The organism is Shewanella sp. (assembly GCF_041630135.1).
Taxonomy (GTDB): Bacteria; Pseudomonadota; Gammaproteobacteria; order Enterobacterales; family Shewanellaceae; genus Shewanella.
The window spans coordinates 1-17,061 of the sequence record NZ_JBFKLW010000039.1 but is presented as its reverse complement, the minus strand read 5'-3'; the positions used below and the strand labels follow the sequence as shown (position 1 = coordinate 17,061).

The window sequence follows — 17,061 nt, the reverse complement described above, 5'->3', positions numbered from 1 at the left end:
GAATTACGCCTGTTCTTTCTTTTCGGCTTCAGGCTTCTTTTCAGCAGCCTGCTGTGAGGTTTGGGCTTGAGTTTCTTGAGCTTCTTTGCTTTCGAGAGCCTTTTTTTCCTCATCGGACATGGCGTTCTTGAAGCCCTTGATGGCACCGCCAAGATCGCCGCCCAGTGAACGCAGTTTTTTAGTACCAAACAACAGAACCACGATTAGTGCGATGATGAGCAATTGCCAAATACTGATACCACCCATGAAGGATTCCTCTCTAAAAATTAAGTGGTTCTATTATGAACCTATGGTTATTTAGTGCTAGCTAAAATTTGCGATTCTTTGGCCTGGATCTCCATCCGGCAATCCACGTTAGTGCACCGCTACCGAGACAGACCGACGAGACCCACAGTGTATCTGTTTGAGCAAACAAAATAGTGCCACAGATCAACAAAACAGCGGAGCTGATGAGCAGAAAGTTACTCTTGTGTGCCTTTTGCTGATATTTCAGGTAGCGATCGAGCATTTGCTGCTGTGTACCCAAAAGCTTGCGGCCAAGCTTGAGGTTATCGTAGATAAGCTCAGGAAATTCAGGAAGTTTATCAGACCAGAAAGGCAAATTGGTTTGCACTTTTTTGAACATGGCTTTGGGGCCGACCTGGTCGGCCATCCAGCGTTCAAGGAATGGTTTGGCGGTTTGCCACAGATCCAGTTGAGGATACAACTGTCTGCCCAGTCCCTCGATGTACAGCAAGGTTTTCTCCAGCAATACCAACTGGGGCTGCACCACAATATCGAAGCGTCTGGCGGTGCGGAACAGTTCCAGCAGTACATGACCGAAGGATATCTCGTTCAGCGGCTTATTGAACATGGGCTCGCATACTTGCTTGATAGCCTGCTCAAACGCAAGGATGTCAGTGTTGGAGGATACCCAGCCTGATTCGACATAGAGTTGGGCAATTCTGTGGTAGTCACGGTTGAAGAAGGCGAGGAAATTTTCGGCAAGGTAACGCTTGTCTTCTTCGGTGAGCGTGCCCATGATGCCGCAGTCCAGCCCGATATAAAATGGATTCTCCGGATGCTCACGGCTGACAAAAATGTTACCGGGATGCATATCTGCATGGAAAAAGTTGTCCCGGAAAACCTGGGTAAAAAACAGTTCTACCCCACGTTCAGCCAGTAACTTAAGATTGGTGCCCTGGGCGTTCAGCGCCTCAATATCGGCAATAGGAATACCATCGATGCGCTCCATCACCATCAGGCGGCGATGGCACAGCTCTTCGTACACGTAAGGAATATACAGCGCATCAGAACCCTGGAAATTGTTTCGCAGCTTGGTGGCATTGAGGGCTTCGAGTTTCAGATTCAGCTCGCCCAAAATAGTGTTCTGGTAGTCCTGCACTACTTCCAGCGGCCGCAGCCGGTTGCCACTGCCAAGCAAACGTTCAGCCCAGCCAGCCACTTGCAGCATCAGCTCCAAATCGGCATTGATCCCGGCTTCCACATTGGGGCGCAGCACCTTTAGCACCACGGGTTGACCGTTGGACTTGAGGGTGGCGGTATGCACCTGAGAAATAGAAGCCGATGCCAGCGGTGTGTCGTTGAAGTCATCAAACAGGCTGTCTATGGCGCAGCCCAGCTCTGCTTCGATGGCCGTGCGTGCCTGTGCTGAATCAAAGGGCGGTACCCTGTCCTGCAGCATGGCCAGTTGTTCGGCCCATTCGTCGCTGAGGAGATCGCGACGGGTCGAAAGCATCTGGCCAAATTTAATGTACACAGGTCCCAGTTCCTGCATGGCCAATTTCAGACGCTCACCGCCGCATGTGTGCTTATGGCGATTGCGGATCCAAAAAAGGCTTATGCGAGCCAGCTTAAAATACCAAGGGGTGAGTGCGGGTGGCAGTACATCATCCAGGCCATAGTGGAGCAGGGTGCGAATGACCTGATATCCACGGCGAAGACTGGCGAGGGTCATGGTGTGAGACGGTCCATTAATTGATTGATTCTTTTCTCGATAGTGTCAGTGTCCTGCACCAGCGAGTCAATGTTGTCCTTGAGATGGATAAACTCAATGCGGTGTGGCGCGAGTCGGTATTCCTCGGTGGAAAGTTGCGCGAGGTGGCTTAAGGTCTTGTCGCCAATGCGCTTCAGCTCGACGCCGAGCCAACGGCCACCGGACTGAAGTTTGTGGGCGGGACCATCTCCGAGGTAACGGGACAGTGGTTCACCCATATCGAACTGCTGTTCTTTGAGTAATCGGCTGAAGCCCTGTAACACATTGAGATCGCCATCGATATCCAGGCGATCGGCCTTGATCAGCGCACTGAGGCTGTCACCCTTGCTCAATGCATAGAGTGCAGAGACAGAAGCCTTGACTCCGACATCTGTGTCGGCTTCATACTGGCTCAGTACAGTAATGCTGTTATCGAAAATCAAATACAGTGGGAACGGGAGCTCAGCCAGTGCTATGGCAATACGTTTACCGTAAAGTCCATAGTGTCTTGGGCTGGCGCCGGTTTGGGCAAGTAGCTTCTCAAAGCCCAGTTCCACCGCGCCACAGACAATCAGTGACAGCTCCCTTGGCAGCATCAGAATTTGTAACCCCGGTGCAGGGCCACAATACCATCGGTCATGTTGATGTAATCGACCTGCTCCAAACCTGCATTTTGCATCATGCCTTTAAGGGTATCCTGATCGGGATGCATGCGAATGGATTCCGCCAGATACTCATAGCTGCCAGCATCCTGGGCAATAAACTCGCCCATTTTCGGCAGGATTTTAAAGCTGTAAAGGTCATACAGTTTGCGCATCGCTTCGTGCTGTGGTTTGGAAAATTCCAGTACCAGCAACTTTCCGCCGGGCTTGAGTACCCGCTGCATGGAGCGCAGGGCGGCATCTTTATCGGTGACATTACGCAAGCCGAATGCAATGGTGATGATATCGAAGTGGTTATCGGGAAACGGCAGTGCTTCGGCATTGGCCTGAACATAGTTCACATTGCCTACCACGCCCAAATCTCTGAGCTTGGTGCGGCCTACTTTCAGCATGGAGTCGTTGATATCAGCCAGTACTACCTGACCACGTTCACCCACCAGGCGGGAGAACTTGGCAGTGAGATCGCCGGTACCACCGGCCAGATCCAATACCTTCATTCCCGGACGGGCACCGGCGGTTTCAATGGTGAAACGCTTCCACAGACGATGAATGCCGAAGGACATAACATCATTCATGATGTCGTACTTGGCAGCAACTGAGTGGAACACTCCGGCAACCAGATCGGCCTTCTGGTCGGATTCTACGGTTTTGAAACCAAAGTGGGTACTATTTGAGGTGCCCTCGGACATCTGTTCTTTCCTATTGTTTCCCAAACTGTTACGCGCCAGTGTATGCCTATCCGGCTTCTTGCTGAATCCTTAAGCAATCAGCTTTGTGATCCAGTCCCTGTCCCGCTCCCAACAGCATATCAAGCTTGTGAGCCCGGTAGGGTTTTATGGTGACTGCGCATTAGACCACAATATGCGAATTTAATGAAGCTCGACTGAGCCCGGGTGAACTGTCTGCAAGAATCATCTTACAGACAGATGCTTATCAGGCTCCGGCTGCCAGTCGGCGCCCCTGCAGGTAAGCGTAAACCAGCTCGGTCAGGCTCTGGCCTACTTCCCTGAGCCCGGCATTTTCACCGGCTTCGTGGCATGAGGGGGCGGCTTCAGCCAGATGCAGATAGGTACAGTCGCAATGACGAGCCATATGACTCACATAGCGAGTGGCATCCAGCAGTGGAATACCGGCGGCGGTCATGGCGCTGGATGGCATATTGGCGATGGCGTCCACGTCCAGCTCAAGTGCCACGGGCAGGCCAGTAGCTCTGATATTTTTACTGATGGATTTGAGTGCGTCGTCCAAGGTAAGCTCACCCCGAACCCATATTTGTTGCAGACTATGCCAGCTGCCGCCGAAGGCTTCGAGCTGCTCCAGGTTGGCTTCGCTGTTTTTCAGCTCGTGCAGACCAAGCACATGGTAATAGTCGAGCGCGCCGTTGGCGGCTGCGTAGCTGAAGCCATTACCGCTGTGACGTCCTTCCCGCAAACGAAAATCGGAGTGAGGGTCCAGATTGACCGCGGCGGCGGGGCGGCCGAACGCATTTTTCACCGACATCAACAGCCCGAAGGCATTATTATGGCCGCCGCCGATGACCACAGGTTCAAGTCCGGCAGCCATAATGGCACTGACCACTTCAATTACCCTGTCATCCATCCTGGATACGGCATCCCGCAGGGCGTCTAATTCGGCATCCTCCCCGGGCAAGAGATCGCCAAAATCGAGCTGACCCAACAGCAAACAATCATCGCCGCGATAAAAGCGGTTTGATTGCAGGTTAACCAGCCACTTAAGGCAGGCTTCAAAGGCATTGGTGGCACCGCCACGACCCAGGTTGGCCCGGGGGCCTGCATCTTCGCCAGCCCCCAGTAATACGAAGCGGGCCCCGAGCGCTTTGGCGTTGGCGAGACACTCTTCAAGGTTGTGCCCCTGGGGCAGAAGGAAGTGATTGCCAAGGCGGGTTTCGCCGGTCCGCTGGCCAAGGATGCCGGTCATGTCTTGTGGTGTGAATGTGATTAAGTGCTGCATAACTTGTAGGGGTAGGGGTGTCTTTGCCGATATTGTGGCAAAGGAGGCTGAAAAGGCAACGTCAGCGGCAAAAATCGCCATTAAAAAAGCCGGCGAAGGCCGGCTTTAAGATAAGCATCCGTCCAGACTTATTCGATGTCCAGCGGATCTGGTGACAGGATCACTCCGGTGCTGTCGGCATAAACATGGTCGCCGGGCAGGAAGGATACACCACCAAAATTTACCGGCACATCCACCTCGCCGGTGCTGTTGTTGTCTGCACCCACAGGGATGGAGGCGATGGCCTGAATACCTATATCCAGTTCTTCGAGGGCATCAACATCGCGCACACTGCCGTAAACGATAATGCCTTCCCAGCCATTGTTTACGCCAATCTCGGCAATGGTTGCATCCACCAGCGCACGGCGCAGCGAGCCGCCACCGTCAACCAGCAACACCCGGCCTTCACCTTCTTCCGCCAGCACATCGGCGATTAGGCCGTTGTCTTCGAAACATTTGACTGTGCTGATGGCGCCACCGAATGAGCTAACACCACCGTAATTACTGAACATGGGTTCAACCACGTCCACGACGTCCAGAAACATGTCACATAATTCTGAGGTGTTGTATTCCATAGTCATCTCCTGTTTCGCCTTATATCAGGCAGATAGGTCGTTCCCGGGTGAACTAAGGCCAGTATATAAGGGAATCTTGAAAAGAAAAGTGTTATCAATCACGGTATTGCCCTGGGTTAGTCCATTTGTGGCTTTGTAGGATAATTTCATCACTTCTAATGTTTGTAGCGCGTTTTTTTGACATCTGTCATCATATGACGTTTTTTTATTACAATGCTGTGGGCGTTTTTGTTAGCATTGTCCCCAGTCCCAATCCAGTTTTAATTAACAAATCGCTTTAGGGGCACGGACCCCCCATTAAGCTCAGGGAAGGCAGAGGGCCTTATTTCGAGGTGCCTTATGGAAGCTTTGAACATGACTGAAATCGTTGGCTACATGGCCTCGGTAATGGTTGCTATCTCACTGATGATGAAAGATATTATTTGGTTGAGATGGCTGAACTTTGTCGGCTGCAGCCTGTTTGTTGCCTACGGTGTTGCCATTACGGCCTGGCCGGTGGCGGGCATGAATGCTTTCGTTGCCTGTATCAACGTCTATCACCTGGTCAAAATCTACCGTGCTAAAACCCAAAACGTTGTAACTGCCTGATTTTCGGCGCTGCAATGTCATAAAAGTGTCGGGCGGGTGTCACCGCCCCGTCACGTAAATTCTCTATTATTCGGTCTGTCCTGACGCAAACTCCGGAGGCCGAATGCTCACATATCTGACCGAGCTCGACAGGCGCGGTTTTCAGCTAATCCACGGCAAAGCTTCCCGGCATGGATTTCAGCGTAGCGCTTTGCGGGTCTCTGCCACCGGTGATGGTCCCTTCTATTTATACCTGAGTGTTGGTTTGCTGCTGTTTGACTCTTACGGCAATCAGTTCTTCAAACTGGCATTACTGGCGTTTACGCTGGAACTTCCTCTTTATTTATTGTTGAAAAACAGTATCCGCCGAACCCGTCCGTGCCACGCGGCCCTGGGCTTTGAATGCAGCTTAGAACCCTCTGACAAATTCAGCTTGCCTTCGGGACACACTGCTGCGGCCTTTGTGATGGCAACCGCCATTACCTGTGTCTATCCGGCGGCGTTGTTTGTTGCCTACGGTTGGGCAGGGTTGATAGGGCTCTCGCGGGTGGTGCTGGGGGTGCATTACCCCATGGATATTCTTGCCGGTGCAGCCCTTGGCACGGTATCGGTCGTGTGGATTAACAGCTTCTATTGATAAGGATGTCATTGAATCTATGAAAATTCTGTACGGAGTGCAGGGGACTGGGAATGGCCATTTAAGCCGAGCCAGGGTGATGGCCAAGGCATTGGATCGCAGGGATGTGCAGGTGGATTATCTGTTCAGCGGCAGACCCAAATCGCAGTTCTTTGATATGGAGGACTTTGGTGATTTCAGGGTGGCCAGGGGGCTGACCTTCGTCAGTCAGGCCGGCAAAATCAACTCGGTCGATACAATGCGCGAAAACCTCAACTGCCGTTGGTGGCAGGACATTCGGGGTTTGGATTTGTCCGGCTATGATCTGGTGCTTAATGATTTTGAACCGGTGAGCGCCTGGGCAGCCAGACTGCAAAAGGTGCCCTGTATCGGTATCAGCCATCAGGCGGCGCTGCGGTTTGATGTGCCCAAGGTGGGCAACACCTGGTTTAATGAAAAGCTGCTGGATTACTTCGCCCCGGTGGATATGGCCCTGGGCTGCCACTGGCATCACTTCGGCTTTCCGTTGCTGCCGCCCTTTGTGGAGGTGGATGATGTCAGCGAAGAGCATGGTCACGATATTCTGGTGTACCTGCCCTTTGAGTCGCCAGAGGCCATAGTGACTTTGCTGAAACCCTTCGAAAATTACCGCTTTCTGGTGTATCACTCCCAATCGCCCGGAAGCGAAGTTCCTGCGCATATACAGTGGTATGGATTTTGTCGGCAGGGGTTTCGCCGCCATCTTGCTGCGGCTGGCGGTGTGGTGGCCAATGCAGGTTTCGAGCTTGCCAGCGAAGCCCTGACACTGGGTAAGAAACTGCTGGTAAAACCCCTGCTGGGGCAGTTTGAGCAGCTCTCCAACGTGGCTGCTCTGCAACTGCTTGGCGCCGCCGACAGCATGATGCAGTTAAGTCCCCAGACCCTGAAAAGCTGGCTCAAGTGTTCAAGCCCCGAGCCGGTGCGCTACCCAGCCGTGGGTGATGCGCTGGTGGATTGGCTTGGCAGCGGCGGCTGGCAGGACAGCAAGGGCGACTCATCTCAGCGCCTGAGCCGCGAATTATGGGAGCAGGTAAGCCTGCCGGATAGCTGGCGCTGAGCTTCGCTATACCAGCTTGGCCGCGAAGTGGATATCTTTCTGCCAGGGGCTGAAGTCCGGGCTTGAAAGCAGTCGAAGATGCAGCGCCTGATTGGTGTCGATGCCGCGGATGTCCAGTTCGGTCAGTGCCTGCTGCATTCTGGCGATAGCCTGCTCGCGGCTGTCGCCATGGCAAATCAGCTTACCGACCATGGAGTCATAGTGGGGCGGCACAGCGGCACCGGCAAACAGCGCCGAGTCCCAGCGTACGCCCGGGCCGCCGGGGATCTGGAGCGCGCTGACTCTGCCCGGGCTTGGCAGTTGGGTGAGGGTGTTTTCGGCGTTGATACGGCACTCAATCGCATGGCCCCGTACCTCTGGTGCCTTGGGCAGCGCAGCGCCCTGTGCCAGCTGCAGCTGGGCAGCAATCAAATCAATGCCGCTGACCATCTCGGTGACCGTATGCTCCACCTGAATGCGGGTATTCATCTCGATAAAGAAAAACTCCCCATCCTGATATAAAAACTCGAAAGTGCCCACACCGCGATAGCCAAGCGCCCTGCAGGCCTGCTCACAGCGGCGCATCATGGACTCGATAAGGCCTCTGTCGATACCCGGAGCCGGCGCTTCTTCAATCAGCTTTTGATGACGGCGCTGGGCAGAACAGTCGCGCTCGCCAAGACACAGTGCATGGTCGCCATTGGCGAGTATTTGAAATTCGATGTGTCTTGGATGGGTCAGGAATTTTTCAAGATACAGGGTGCCATCACCGAAGGCCGCTTTGGCCTCGCTGCGGGTCAGCTCAATGGCGTCTTTGAGCCCCTTGGCAGAGTCGACCCTGCGCATACCGCGGCCACCACCACCGGCACTGGCTTTGATAAGTACCGGATAGCCTATGGTATCGGCGAGCGCATCGATTAGGGCGATGTCATCACCAAGCGCGCCATTTGATCCCGGCAGGGTGGGAATGCCAACGGCTTTCATGGCTGTGATGGCGCTGACCTTATCGCCCATGGTGGCAATGGTGTCGGCATCAGGGCCTAAAAATACCAGCCCTTCAGCGGCTACCGCCCGGGCGAAGTCGGCCCGCTCTGATAGAAAGCCATAACCCGGATGCACTGCATCAGCACCCGAGATACGCGCTGCCGTAAGCAGGGCATTTATATTCAGGTAGCTGTCTTTGGCGGGCGCAGAACCTATGCAAATGCACTCGTTGGCAAGCTGAGTGTGCAGCGCGCCCCTGTCGACGCTGGAATACACAGCGACTGTAGCCAGCCCCAATTGGTGGCAGGCGCGGATGATACGCACCGCGATTTCGCCGCGATTGGCAATCAGTACCTTGCGAAACAGTACTTTGTGAGGGGAAGCTTTAGTCTGCATCGCCTATCACAAACAATGGCTGGTCAAACTCCACCGGACTGGTGTTGTCCACCAAAATGGCTTTCACCACCCCGGCCTTGTCGGCCGCAATCTGATTCATCATCTTCATGGCTTCAATCACAGCCAGGGTGTCGCCGATGGCCACTTCGGAGCCCACTTCCACAAAGGGGCGAGCCTCGGGGCTGGGGGCGCGATAGAATGTGCCGACCATGGGCGAGAGGACTCTGTGGCCCTGGTGGTTGGCAGAACGAGAAGACACTGCAATGGGCGCTGGTGTCTGGCTGGCATCGGCTACCTGGGCTGGCAGGTTGCCATGGCGGATAATTCGCACCGACTCTTCACCTTCACGTACTTCCAGCTCGTTGATGCCCGACTCCTGCACCAGCTCAATCAACTTTTTTATTTTACGCAGATCCATAGCCATTACTTGCCTCCTTGATGTAACCGCTCGGCGGCGGCCTCCAGTGCCAGAGCGTAACCTTTCGGCCCCAGACCCAGGATCACTCCCACGGCTTTGTCGGAGAAGTACGAATGATGGCGGAAGGGTTCGCGGGCATGTACATTGGACAGGTGCACTTCAATAAAGGGCAGGGCTACACCCAGCAGGGCATCCCGCAGCGCCACGCTGGTATGGGTAAAGGCGGCAGGATTGATAATTACAAAATCGGCATCTGTTTGATGAATGGCATCAATCAATACATGCTCGGCATTGGACTGGATATGTGCCAGTTGCACGCTCAGCTCGGCGGCTTTTTGCTCCAGTTCGGCCACAATTTGCGCCAGGGTTTTGCTGCCATACACTCCCGGCTCCCGGGTGCCCAGCAAGTTGAGGTTGGGGCCGTTGATAAGCAATACCTTGGGGGTAGATTGAGAGGCAGACATGGTCATTCCTTTTTGTCAGTTAACGACACGTTAAACTCAAATTAGCCTCAATATCGCCAAAGTTGGCAGCATTTTCAATGTAATTAAATTTGACGAAGGCAGCGCGGTATAAGTGTGGAATGCGTATGGCACCCTGCTCGGACTCAAAAGCTTACTTTACCCCGCATCGATTTGGTGCTGCCCCGTTGTTTTTTTGCATCCACCCGCCGCTTTTGGCTGGCACGGGTAGCCTTGGTCGGAATGCGTTTTTTCTGCACCACATTGACCGATCGAATCAGCTCGATAAACTGTGCCAGCGCTGTCTCGCGATTGGCTTCCTGGCTGCGGCTTTCCTGACATTTAATGATAATTTTGCCGCTCTGGGTGATGCGATGGTCACTTTTGGCCAGCAGTTTTTCCTTATAGAACTCAGGCAGAGACGATGCATTGATATCGAAAATTAGCTGGGCGCAGGTGGACACCTTATTGACATTCTGGCCACCGGCGCCGCTGGAGCGGATGAATTGCCACTCGATTTCCTGTTCCTGAAGCTGAACCCGCTGTGAGATTGTGATCATGGCCAGATTTTTGGCTTATTGCCTGAATAAAGAATTTGATATTATCGGTAGCCTCGGCAGTTGGCCGAGCCTGTCCCATGGAGACCCCTCTATGTTATGCCAGATCCCCGAGATTGCTAAGGGTGTGATCAGTCTTTTTGCCAGTGGCCGCATTACGGCCCAGGATTATCGCACCCGCCTGCAGCCGGCCATCAAACGCTACCGCGAGGATTGGGGGCAGGTTTGCCTGTATATAGAGGCCGACGTGCTGCTGGAAGGCTGGGAGCAAGCTTCCCTGTCCGGAGCCGGTGAGGTACAGTTACCTCCATTCGATGCCCTGGTATTTGTGGGTGGACCGGATTGGGTGGGTAACGCCATCCGTTTACTTGGTCCCTTTGTGCGGGGCGAAGTGGCCTGGTTCCCTTTGCAGGATAAGGCAAAAGCCATTGAATGGATCCAAAAGAGATCGCAAGTCAAAGTATAAAAACCAACAACTTACAAGGAAGCATTAACATGACAAAATTGACTCTGGCCAAAGTGGCCGCCGCCCTGACTCTGGTTGCCGGTCTGGCCGCCTGTGCCCCCGAAGTGGGCAGCGAAGCCTGGTGTAAGAAGATGGAAGAAAAGCCCAAAGGCGACTGGAGCGCCAATGAGGCGGCCGATTACGCCAAGCACTGCGTATTCAAGTAAGAGTTTGTCAGGCCGGGGAACTTAACCAAGCATCCCCGGTCTTACTTTGCAAAGCGCCCCCTGTTGGGCGCAGCAATCAGCCGAGGATTGAATTGATTCGTTTTTCCCTTAACACACTGCACAGACTGAGCCTGATGCTGCTGGCCGTGGTGGTACTGCAATTTGCAGGTGCCAACCTGGGCGCGCACCAGTTGCACAGTGGCAATGTGAGTGAGGAAGAATTGAATCACAGCCACCTGACCTTTATGGCCGAGGTGACATCCATAGGTGAATGTATTGAATGCACCTGCCCACCTGAAATCGTGGCCAGTGACACTCATCAACACGACAAGGTTGAAAAAACCGAGCTGAAACAGCTGGATCTTTGTCTTGATTGCCATTGTCATGGCGGTCATCCAAGCCTGGTCGCAGGCCTGGCTAATCTCGATTATCACCCCCTTACCAACCAGGTTCAGGGTCATGAGTCTGACTACCTTTCGGTAGTGGGCCGCCCCGATTACCGCCCCCCCATCGCTTAAGCCTGACATTCCCAGGAAAGATGACGACTTGTTTGCTGTGCCGGGCCATGTGGCTCAGGCTGCTGCGCGCCGCAGCCCTGACTCGATCCCGAACCACAGTCGCTGACTAACATTTCACACGTTGCCTTGTGGCCAAATTCCGACGCATCAGACCGGAATCGCGCCCGCTGCCTGTGTTGTCGTTGCCCCAAAGCCGCATCTTTCCTCAAGCCGTAACCGCCCCCGGGCGCGTTAACCGACTTTGTCCCTTAATGTTCAGGACTCTGCATGAAACAGACTTTACTTGCGGCCGCCTTGTTGGCCGTGCTTGGCAGCAGCCAGGCCGTGGCTGGCGATGCGTCTGCGGCCAACACGGCTGCCGTGGGCAACCGCCAACAAGCCACAGCCGATGGCACAGACATTCAACGCCTTGCTCAAACCATCGAAGCGCTGCCAGCCCTCAGCGCCGCCCGTGCCAGGGTACGGGTGGCCGAGCTGAATCTCAAAGCCGCCGGCAACGCGGTTTACAACCCCGAGCTGGGGCTTGGATACCAAAACGCCGATACCGACAGCTACAGCCTGTCGGTTAGCCAAACCCTCGATTGGGGCGATAAGCAGCAGGCGGCACAAAATGAGGCACTGGCACAGCTGCGCCGCGCTGAAGCTGAGCTTGCGCTGGAGCGCAGTCGGCTGTGGGCTGAGGCGTTAAGCGCCATGGTGGCGAGGAAGCAAACCGCCGCCGTGCTCGGGTTTCAAACCGAGCAGCGCGAATTTGCCCGGGCGCAGCTGGAACTCGCAGCCGAGCTTAAGCGTGGCGGCCTTATCAGTGCCGTTGAATTGTCGCTGATTGAGCTGGATCTGGCGTCCCTTGAGGCCGACCTTGCCATGGCCGAGCAGGCCGCCATCGATGCCGATACCCGGCTGCTGCAAATGTTCGAAACCCTGACGCTGCCTGAGATTTCCATGGCCTCACTGATGGCATCTGCGGGTAGCACTGAGCTGGCGCAATCGGCGCTGCAACAGTTGCCTGCACTCAGGCTCGCTTATCAGGATGTGCAACTGGCAAGGCTCGGCGCTGACAAGGTCAGGGCCGATATCAGCGCCGATCCCACCCTGACCCTGGGCGCCGAAAAAGAAGGCTCTGACAACAAGCTCGGGCTCAATGTCAGCATTCCCCTTAAGGTGCGCAACAACTACAGCGATGCCATTGCCGCCGCCACTGAAGCCGGTATTGGCGCCGAGCAGCAGTACCTGGCGAGTGAGCGGGCACTGACTCAGGCCTGGCGCCAGTATCAGTATGCCCAGCCCAAATTGCAGGCCAGTTGGCAGGCCTGGAAGCAAAGGGTGCGTGGCTCGGCATCAACTTTGGGCGCTTCCCTTGCCAGTCAGTGGCGTGCAGGTGATATCAGCACCTCAGATTTTTTGCAGGGTAAACGTCAGCTGACCCAAAGCTTTATTGCCGGTACCGAGCTTGAGGCGCGTCTGTATCAGAACTGGCTTGACTGGATGGGGCAAAGCGGCCAGTTGGCGACCCTGGTGCCTGCGCCGGGCACGCACCAGCCCCCGGTTGCGGGCGCCGAAAACACCTCAGCGGAGGCGCGGCAATGAAACCATTTTTCTTCAGTAAATCAGTTATCAGCGGAGCAAACGCCATGTCTGCAATGAATACCAACACTTACTTTTCGGCACTGGCGTTCGCGGTTGCACTCGCGTTTGCTTTACCTGTGTCACAGCCTGCCTGGGCAGGCGATGGCCACGACCATGACGCGGCACAAGGCGCCGCAGAAGCCGCAGACGCCCATGACGAAGACAAGGCGCTAAAGCTCAGTCAGAGCCAACGCGACCTTGCTGGTATTCGGGTCGAAACCCTGTCTGCCACAGGCTTTGATTTAAGTGCCGTGGCCACCGCCAGTCTGGTGGTGGACCGTGACCGTACCATTACCCTGGCGCCTCAGCTTGAAGTGCGGGTGCTTGAGCGCCATGTGGTGCCCGGCCAAGAGGTAAAACAGGGTGAGCCTTTACTCACTCTCGGCGGCGCTGCCATTGCTCAGGCCCAGGCCGACTATATCAATGCTGCCACCGAATGGAGCCGCATCAGCCGCATGGGCGAAAGTGCCGTGAGTCAATCCCGCAGGCTGCAGGCGCGGGTGGATTACGAGCTTAAGCGCGCCATCCTCGAGTCCATCAAGATGACGGGCGCCCAGATAAAGGCACTGGAGTCGGCCCCCGGCAGTATCGGCAGCTTTAAGCTGCTCGCGCCCATCAAGGGCCGGGTGCAGCAGGATGTGGCCAGCCGTGGTCAGGTATTGGCGGCCGGCTCGCCGCTGATGCAACTGACCGACGAATCCTTCCTGTGGGTGGAGGCCGAGCTGACGCCGGCGCAGTCCCGTGGTCTTGCCATGGGCAGTGATGCCCGGGTGAGCGTATCGGGTAAGTGGCTTGAGGCCAAGGTGATTGGCCGCTCCCACGAGCTTAACCCCATCACCCGTACCGAGCAGGTGCTGCTGTCGATGGCAAACCCCGGCCATGAAGTGCATGCCGGTGAGTTTGCCGAGCTGTTTTTGCCCCAGCAAGCCAATCAGCAGGGCGGCCAACAGGGAATAGTGCTGCCGGACTCGGCTCTGAGTCGCAGCGGCGATGGCGACTGGCAGGTGTTTGTGGAAGACGCCGACGGCTTTGAGGCGGTGGAAGTGGAAATTGAGGCCCGAGCGCGCGGCCTGAATCTGGTGAAGGGGATTGAGCCCGGCAGCGCCGTGGTGATGTCCGGTGCCTTCTTCCTGGCGTCCGAACTGGCCAAGTCTGGTTTTGATATCCACAACCACTGATAAGAGGGCAAGCCATGCTACAGAAACTCATAGAGCAGGCGGTACGAAGCCGTCTGATAGTGCTCATCTTTTTGATAGCCGCCATGGCAGCTGCTGCCGTGATGCTGCCGAGGTTGAATCTGGATGCCTTTCCCGATGTGACCAACGTGCAGGTACAGGTGAATACCGCGGCCGAGGGACTTGCCGCCGAAGAGGTGGAAAAGCTCATCAGCTACCCGGTGGAATCGGCCATGTATGCCCTGCCTTCGGTCACCGAGGTGCGCTCTTTGTCGCGCACCGGGCTGTCCATTGTGACCGTGGTGTTTGAAGAGGGCACCGACATCTACTTCGCCCGTCAGCAGGTGTTTGAGCAGTTGCAGGCGGCAAGGGAGATGATCCCCCAGGGCGTGGGGGTGCCGGAAATCGGCCCCAACACCTCTGGCCTTGGGCAGGTGTACCAGTACATTCTGCGGGCGGCGCCCGAGTCTGGCATAGCGCCTGACGAGCTTCGCAGCCTCAACGACTATCTGGTGAAGCTCATCATGATGCCGGTGGGCGGCGTGACCGATGTGCTCTCGTTCGGTGGTGAGGTGCGTCAGTATCAGGTGCAGGTCGACCCGGCCAAGCTGCTCTCTTATGGCCTCAAACTGGACGATGTGACTAGGGCGCTGGAGGGCAACAACCGCAACGCCGGTGGCTGGTTTATGGCCAAGGGCCAAGAGCAACTGGTGGTGCGCGGTTATGGCCTCTTGCCTGCCGGTGAAGCGGGGCTCGATGCCATTGCGCAAATTCCGCTGACCGAATGGCAGGGCACGCCGGTGCGGATTATGGATGTGGCTCAGGTTGCCTTTGGCAGTGAAATCCGCGTCGGTGCCGTGACCATGACCCGCCGTGATGAAGCCGGTAGTCCGCAGGTGCTGGGTGAAGTGGTGGCTGGGGTTATCCTCAAGCGTATGGGCGCCAACACCAAGGCGACCATCGACGACATCAACAGCCGCACCGCCCTTATTCAGCAGGCATTGCCGAATGGGGTGACCTTCGAGGTGTTCTACGACCAGTCGGATCTGGTAACCAAGGCGGTGGCCACGGTGCGCGATGCCCTGTTGCTGGCCTTTGTGTTTATTGTGGCTGTGCTGGCGCTGTTTTTGGTGAATGTGCGCGCCACCGCGCTGGTGCTCTTGTCTATTCCGGTTTCCATCGCGCTGGCGCTGATGGTGATGTCTTACTTTGGCATGTCGGCCAACCTGATGTCTCTCGGCGGCCTCGCCGTGGCCATCGGTATGCTGGTGGATGGCTCTGTGGTGATGGTGGAGAACATTTTCCGCCACCTCACCCAGCCTGAAGGCCGGGTTGATAACGGCTTGCCAACCGACCCAGGCCTCAGTGAAGAAGATGCCCACCGTGAAGGCGGCTATGGCGGTATTGCCATGCGGATTTTGCAGGCGGCACGGGAAGTATGTAGCCCGATTTTCTTTGCAACCCTCATTATTATCGTGGTGTTTGCGCCGCTGTTTGCCCTCGAAGGGGTGGAAGGCAAGCTGTTTCAGCCGATGGCGGTCAGCATCATTCTGGCCATGCTGTCGGCACTGATGGTAGCGCTGGTGGTGGTGCCTGCGCTGGCAGTGTACCTGTTTCGCCGCGGCGTGCATCTGCGCCAAAGCCCGCTGCTTACCCCCATCGATAAAGGCTATCGCCGGGTGCTGGGCGCCGTTATGGCGCGCCCCAAAACCGTGGGTATCACAGCGCTGGTGCTGTTTGGTCTCAGCATGGCGCTGCTGCCACGGCTTGGCACCGAGTTTGTGCCCGAGCTTGAAGAAGGCACCATCAACCTGCGGGTCACCCTGGCGCCCACCGCGAGCCTGGATACCTCGTTGATGGTGGCGCCCAAGCTTGAAGCCATGCTGATGGAATTTCCCGAGGTGGATTATGCGCTGTCGCGTATCGGTGCCCCTGAGCTTGGCGGCGACCCTGAGCCTGTGAGCAACATCGAAATCTATATCGGCCTTAAGCCCATCGATGAGTGGCAGTCAGCCGCCAGTCGCGCCGAGCTGCAGCGACTGATGGAAGAAAAGCTGTCGGTGTTCCCGGGTCTGCTGTTTACCTTCTCTCAGCCGATTGCCACCCGGGTGGATGAGCTCTTATCCGGCGTAAAGGCTCAGCTTGCCATTAAGCTGTTTGGCCCGGATTTGGATGTGCTGGCCGAAAAGGGTCAGCAGCTTTCGGATCTGGTTTCCAAGGTGCCCGGCGCCGTGGATGTGTCGCTTGAGCAGGTGAGCGGCGAAGCTCAGCTGGTGGTGCGCCCTGACCGTGCCCGTCTGGCGCGCTACGGCATCAGCGTGGATGAGGTGATGAACCTCGTCAGCACCGGCATTGGTGGCAGCGCCGCCGGGCAGGTGATTGACGGCAACGCCCGCTACGACATCAATGTGCGCCTCAAGGCCGATACCCGCGCCAGCGCAGATGCCATAGCGGATCTCTTGCTGGTTGGCGCCAACGGCGCCCGGGTACGCCTGGGTGAGGTGGCCGATGTGGTGGTGGAAATGGCACCGCCTAACATTCGCCGCGACGATGTGCAGCGCCGGGTGGTGGTGCAGGCCAACGTGTCTGGCCGCGATATGGGCTCGGTGGTGAAAGACATATACGCCCTGGTGCCTGAGGCCGATTTGCCGCCGGGTTATACCGTCAGTGTGGGTGGTCAGTACGAAAACCAGCAGCGGGCCCAGGCCAAGCTGATGCTGGTGGTGCCTGTGTCCATCGGCTTGATAGCACTCCTGCTGTACTTCTCCTTCGGC

General features: G+C 56.1%; 19 protein-coding genes. 9 read left to right on the top strand and 10 right to left on the bottom strand.

From position 1 onward, the window contains the following. Positions 1–3 precede the first annotated feature (3 nt). From tatA to rraA, 6 genes are all read right to left on the bottom strand, one after another. Entirely contained in the window at positions 4–246 is a 243-nt protein-coding gene (gene tatA / locus ABYK60_RS11715) for a Sec-independent protein translocase subunit TatA (RefSeq protein ID WP_372872203.1), read from the bottom strand. A 61-nt stretch (positions 247–307) separates the two neighbouring features. Continuing rightward, complete coding sequence (ubiB, locus tag ABYK60_RS11710) at positions 308–1,957, bottom strand: ubiquinone biosynthesis regulatory protein kinase UbiB (RefSeq protein ID WP_372872202.1); 1,650 nt, start codon at positions 1,955–1,957, stop codon at positions 308–310. Beyond that, on the bottom strand, positions 1,954–2,571 hold the full coding sequence (locus ABYK60_RS11705) for an SCP2 domain-containing protein (RefSeq protein WP_372872201.1): 618 nt from the start codon (positions 2,569–2,571) through the stop codon (positions 1,954–1,956). Before ABYK60_RS11705 ends, ubiB begins: the two co-directional genes overlap by 4 nt. Continuing rightward, positions 2,571–3,326: a bifunctional demethylmenaquinone methyltransferase/2-methoxy-6-polyprenyl-1,4-benzoquinol methylase UbiE gene (ubiE, locus tag ABYK60_RS11700; protein WP_372872200.1), complete on the bottom strand. Its 756-nt coding sequence runs from the start codon at positions 3,324–3,326 to the stop codon at positions 2,571–2,573. Before ubiE ends, ABYK60_RS11705 begins: the two co-directional genes overlap by 1 nt. 244 nt (positions 3,327–3,570) lie before the next feature. Further along, positions 3,571–4,608, bottom strand: coding sequence for a formimidoylglutamase (locus ABYK60_RS11695; RefSeq protein ID WP_372872199.1), 1,038 nt, complete (start codon positions 4,606–4,608; stop codon positions 3,571–3,573). A gap of 128 nt (positions 4,609–4,736) precedes the next feature. Continuing rightward, a complete protein-coding gene (gene rraA / locus ABYK60_RS11690) occupies positions 4,737–5,222 on the bottom strand; it encodes a ribonuclease E activity regulator RraA (RefSeq protein ID WP_372872198.1) in 486 nt (161 codons plus the stop codon). A 339-nt stretch (positions 5,223–5,561) separates the two neighbouring features. Here rraA and ABYK60_RS11685 point away from each other — a divergent pair, with 339 nt between their 5' ends. The 3 genes from ABYK60_RS11685 (at position 5,562) to ABYK60_RS11675 (ending at position 7,501) form a co-directional block, all read left to right on the top strand. Then, a complete protein-coding gene (locus ABYK60_RS11685) occupies positions 5,562–5,810 on the top strand; it encodes a uroporphyrinogen decarboxylase (protein WP_372872197.1) in 249 nt (82 codons plus the stop codon). A gap of 103 nt (positions 5,811–5,913) precedes the next feature. Further along, complete coding sequence (locus ABYK60_RS11680) at positions 5,914–6,426, top strand: phosphatase PAP2 family protein (protein WP_372872196.1); 513 nt, start codon at positions 5,914–5,916, stop codon at positions 6,424–6,426. Positions 6,427–6,445: 19 nt separating this feature from the next. Beyond that, on the top strand, positions 6,446–7,501 hold the full coding sequence (locus ABYK60_RS11675) for an MJ1255/VC2487 family glycosyltransferase (RefSeq protein ID WP_372872195.1): 1,056 nt from the start codon (positions 6,446–6,448) through the stop codon (positions 7,499–7,501). 6 nt (positions 7,502–7,507) lie between these two features. Here the strand turns inward: ABYK60_RS11675 and ABYK60_RS11670 are convergent, their stop codons facing one another. The 4 genes from ABYK60_RS11670 to arfB form a co-directional block, all read right to left on the bottom strand. After that, positions 7,508–8,860: an acetyl-CoA carboxylase biotin carboxylase subunit gene (locus ABYK60_RS11670; protein WP_372872194.1), complete on the bottom strand. Its 1,353-nt coding sequence runs from the start codon at positions 8,858–8,860 to the stop codon at positions 7,508–7,510. Beyond that, positions 8,850–9,278, bottom strand: a complete 429-nt coding sequence (accB, locus tag ABYK60_RS11665) for an acetyl-CoA carboxylase biotin carboxyl carrier protein (RefSeq protein ID WP_372872222.1) — start codon at positions 9,276–9,278, stop codon at positions 8,850–8,852. Before accB ends, ABYK60_RS11670 begins: the two co-directional genes overlap by 11 nt. A gap of 5 nt (positions 9,279–9,283) precedes the next feature. Next, positions 9,284–9,742 carry a type II 3-dehydroquinate dehydratase gene (gene aroQ / locus ABYK60_RS11660; protein ID WP_372872193.1) on the bottom strand — a complete coding sequence of 153 codons (459 nt, stop codon included), beginning with the start codon at positions 9,740–9,742 and terminating at the stop codon, positions 9,284–9,286. A gap of 143 nt (positions 9,743–9,885) precedes the next feature. Beyond that, complete coding sequence (arfB, locus tag ABYK60_RS11655; RefSeq protein ID WP_372872192.1) at positions 9,886–10,299, bottom strand: alternative ribosome rescue aminoacyl-tRNA hydrolase ArfB; 414 nt, start codon at positions 10,297–10,299, stop codon at positions 9,886–9,888. 91 nt (positions 10,300–10,390) lie between these two features. On the opposite strand from arfB, the gene ABYK60_RS11650 reads away from it, so the two are divergent. The 6 genes from ABYK60_RS11650 to ABYK60_RS11625 all read left to right on the top strand — a co-directional run. Then, the gene (locus ABYK60_RS11650) at positions 10,391–10,762 is read left to right on the top strand and encodes an STAS/SEC14 domain-containing protein (RefSeq protein WP_372872221.1); all 372 of its coding nucleotides are present in this window, start codon (positions 10,391–10,393) and stop codon (positions 10,760–10,762) included. Between the two features lie 29 nt (positions 10,763–10,791). Further along, a complete protein-coding gene (locus ABYK60_RS11645; RefSeq protein ID WP_240591991.1) occupies positions 10,792–10,968 on the top strand; it encodes a DUF3012 domain-containing protein in 177 nt (58 codons plus the stop codon). Positions 10,969–11,060: 92 nt separating this feature from the next. Beyond that, positions 11,061–11,486: a hypothetical protein gene (locus ABYK60_RS11640; protein WP_372872191.1), complete on the top strand. Its 426-nt coding sequence runs from the start codon at positions 11,061–11,063 to the stop codon at positions 11,484–11,486. A gap of 267 nt (positions 11,487–11,753) precedes the next feature. Further along, positions 11,754–13,073, top strand: a complete 1,320-nt coding sequence (locus ABYK60_RS11635; protein ID WP_372872190.1) for a TolC family protein — start codon at positions 11,754–11,756, stop codon at positions 13,071–13,073. Between the two features lie 44 nt (positions 13,074–13,117). Further along, positions 13,118–14,290, top strand: a complete 1,173-nt coding sequence (locus ABYK60_RS11630) for an efflux RND transporter periplasmic adaptor subunit (RefSeq protein WP_372872220.1) — start codon at positions 13,118–13,120, stop codon at positions 14,288–14,290. A gap of 14 nt (positions 14,291–14,304) precedes the next feature. Next, on the top strand, positions 14,305–17,061 hold a 2,757-nt coding region (locus ABYK60_RS11625; RefSeq protein WP_372872189.1), incomplete at its 3' end, for an efflux RND transporter permease subunit.

What these genes read in the sequence shown, in the direction of transcription:
- ABYK60_RS11670 (WP_372872194.1), bottom strand. Translation starts at nt 8,860, where the DNA reads ATGCAGACTAAAGCTTCCCCTCACAAAGTACTGTTTCGCAAGGTACTG.
- accB (WP_372872222.1), bottom strand. Translation starts at nt 9,278, where the DNA reads ATGGATCTGCGTAAAATAAAAAAGTTGATTGAGCTGGTGCAGGAGTCG.
- ABYK60_RS11680 (WP_372872196.1), top strand. Translation starts at nt 5,914, where the DNA reads ATGCTCACATATCTGACCGAGCTCGACAGGCGCGGTTTTCAGCTAATC.
- ABYK60_RS11705 (WP_372872201.1), bottom strand. Translation starts at nt 2,571, where the DNA reads ATGCTGCCAAGGGAGCTGTCACTGATTGTCTGTGGCGCGGTGGAACTG.
- ABYK60_RS11695 (WP_372872199.1), bottom strand. Translation starts at nt 4,608, where the DNA reads ATGCAGCACTTAATCACATTCACACCACAAGACATGACCGGCATCCTT.
- arfB (WP_372872192.1), bottom strand. Translation starts at nt 10,299, where the DNA reads ATGATCACAATCTCACAGCGGGTTCAGCTTCAGGAACAGGAAATCGAG.
- ABYK60_RS11675 (WP_372872195.1), top strand. Translation starts at nt 6,446, where the DNA reads ATGAAAATTCTGTACGGAGTGCAGGGGACTGGGAATGGCCATTTAAGC.
- ubiB (WP_372872202.1), bottom strand. Translation starts at nt 1,957, where the DNA reads ATGACCCTCGCCAGTCTTCGCCGTGGATATCAGGTCATTCGCACCCTG.
- rraA (WP_372872198.1), bottom strand. Translation starts at nt 5,222, where the DNA reads ATGGAATACAACACCTCAGAATTATGTGACATGTTTCTGGACGTCGTG.
- tatA (WP_372872203.1), bottom strand. Translation starts at nt 246, where the DNA reads ATGGGTGGTATCAGTATTTGGCAATTGCTCATCATCGCACTAATCGTG.
- aroQ (WP_372872193.1), bottom strand. Translation starts at nt 9,742, where the DNA reads ATGTCTGCCTCTCAATCTACCCCCAAGGTATTGCTTATCAACGGCCCC.
- ubiE (WP_372872200.1), bottom strand. Translation starts at nt 3,326, where the DNA reads ATGTCCGAGGGCACCTCAAATAGTACCCACTTTGGTTTCAAAACCGTA.
- ABYK60_RS11630 (WP_372872220.1), top strand. Translation starts at nt 13,118, where the DNA reads ATGTCTGCAATGAATACCAACACTTACTTTTCGGCACTGGCGTTCGCG.
- ABYK60_RS11635 (WP_372872190.1), top strand. Translation starts at nt 11,754, where the DNA reads ATGAAACAGACTTTACTTGCGGCCGCCTTGTTGGCCGTGCTTGGCAGC.
- ABYK60_RS11645 (WP_240591991.1), top strand. Translation starts at nt 10,792, where the DNA reads ATGACAAAATTGACTCTGGCCAAAGTGGCCGCCGCCCTGACTCTGGTT.
- ABYK60_RS11685 (WP_372872197.1), top strand. Translation starts at nt 5,562, where the DNA reads ATGGAAGCTTTGAACATGACTGAAATCGTTGGCTACATGGCCTCGGTA.
- ABYK60_RS11650 (WP_372872221.1), top strand. Translation starts at nt 10,391, where the DNA reads ATGTTATGCCAGATCCCCGAGATTGCTAAGGGTGTGATCAGTCTTTTT.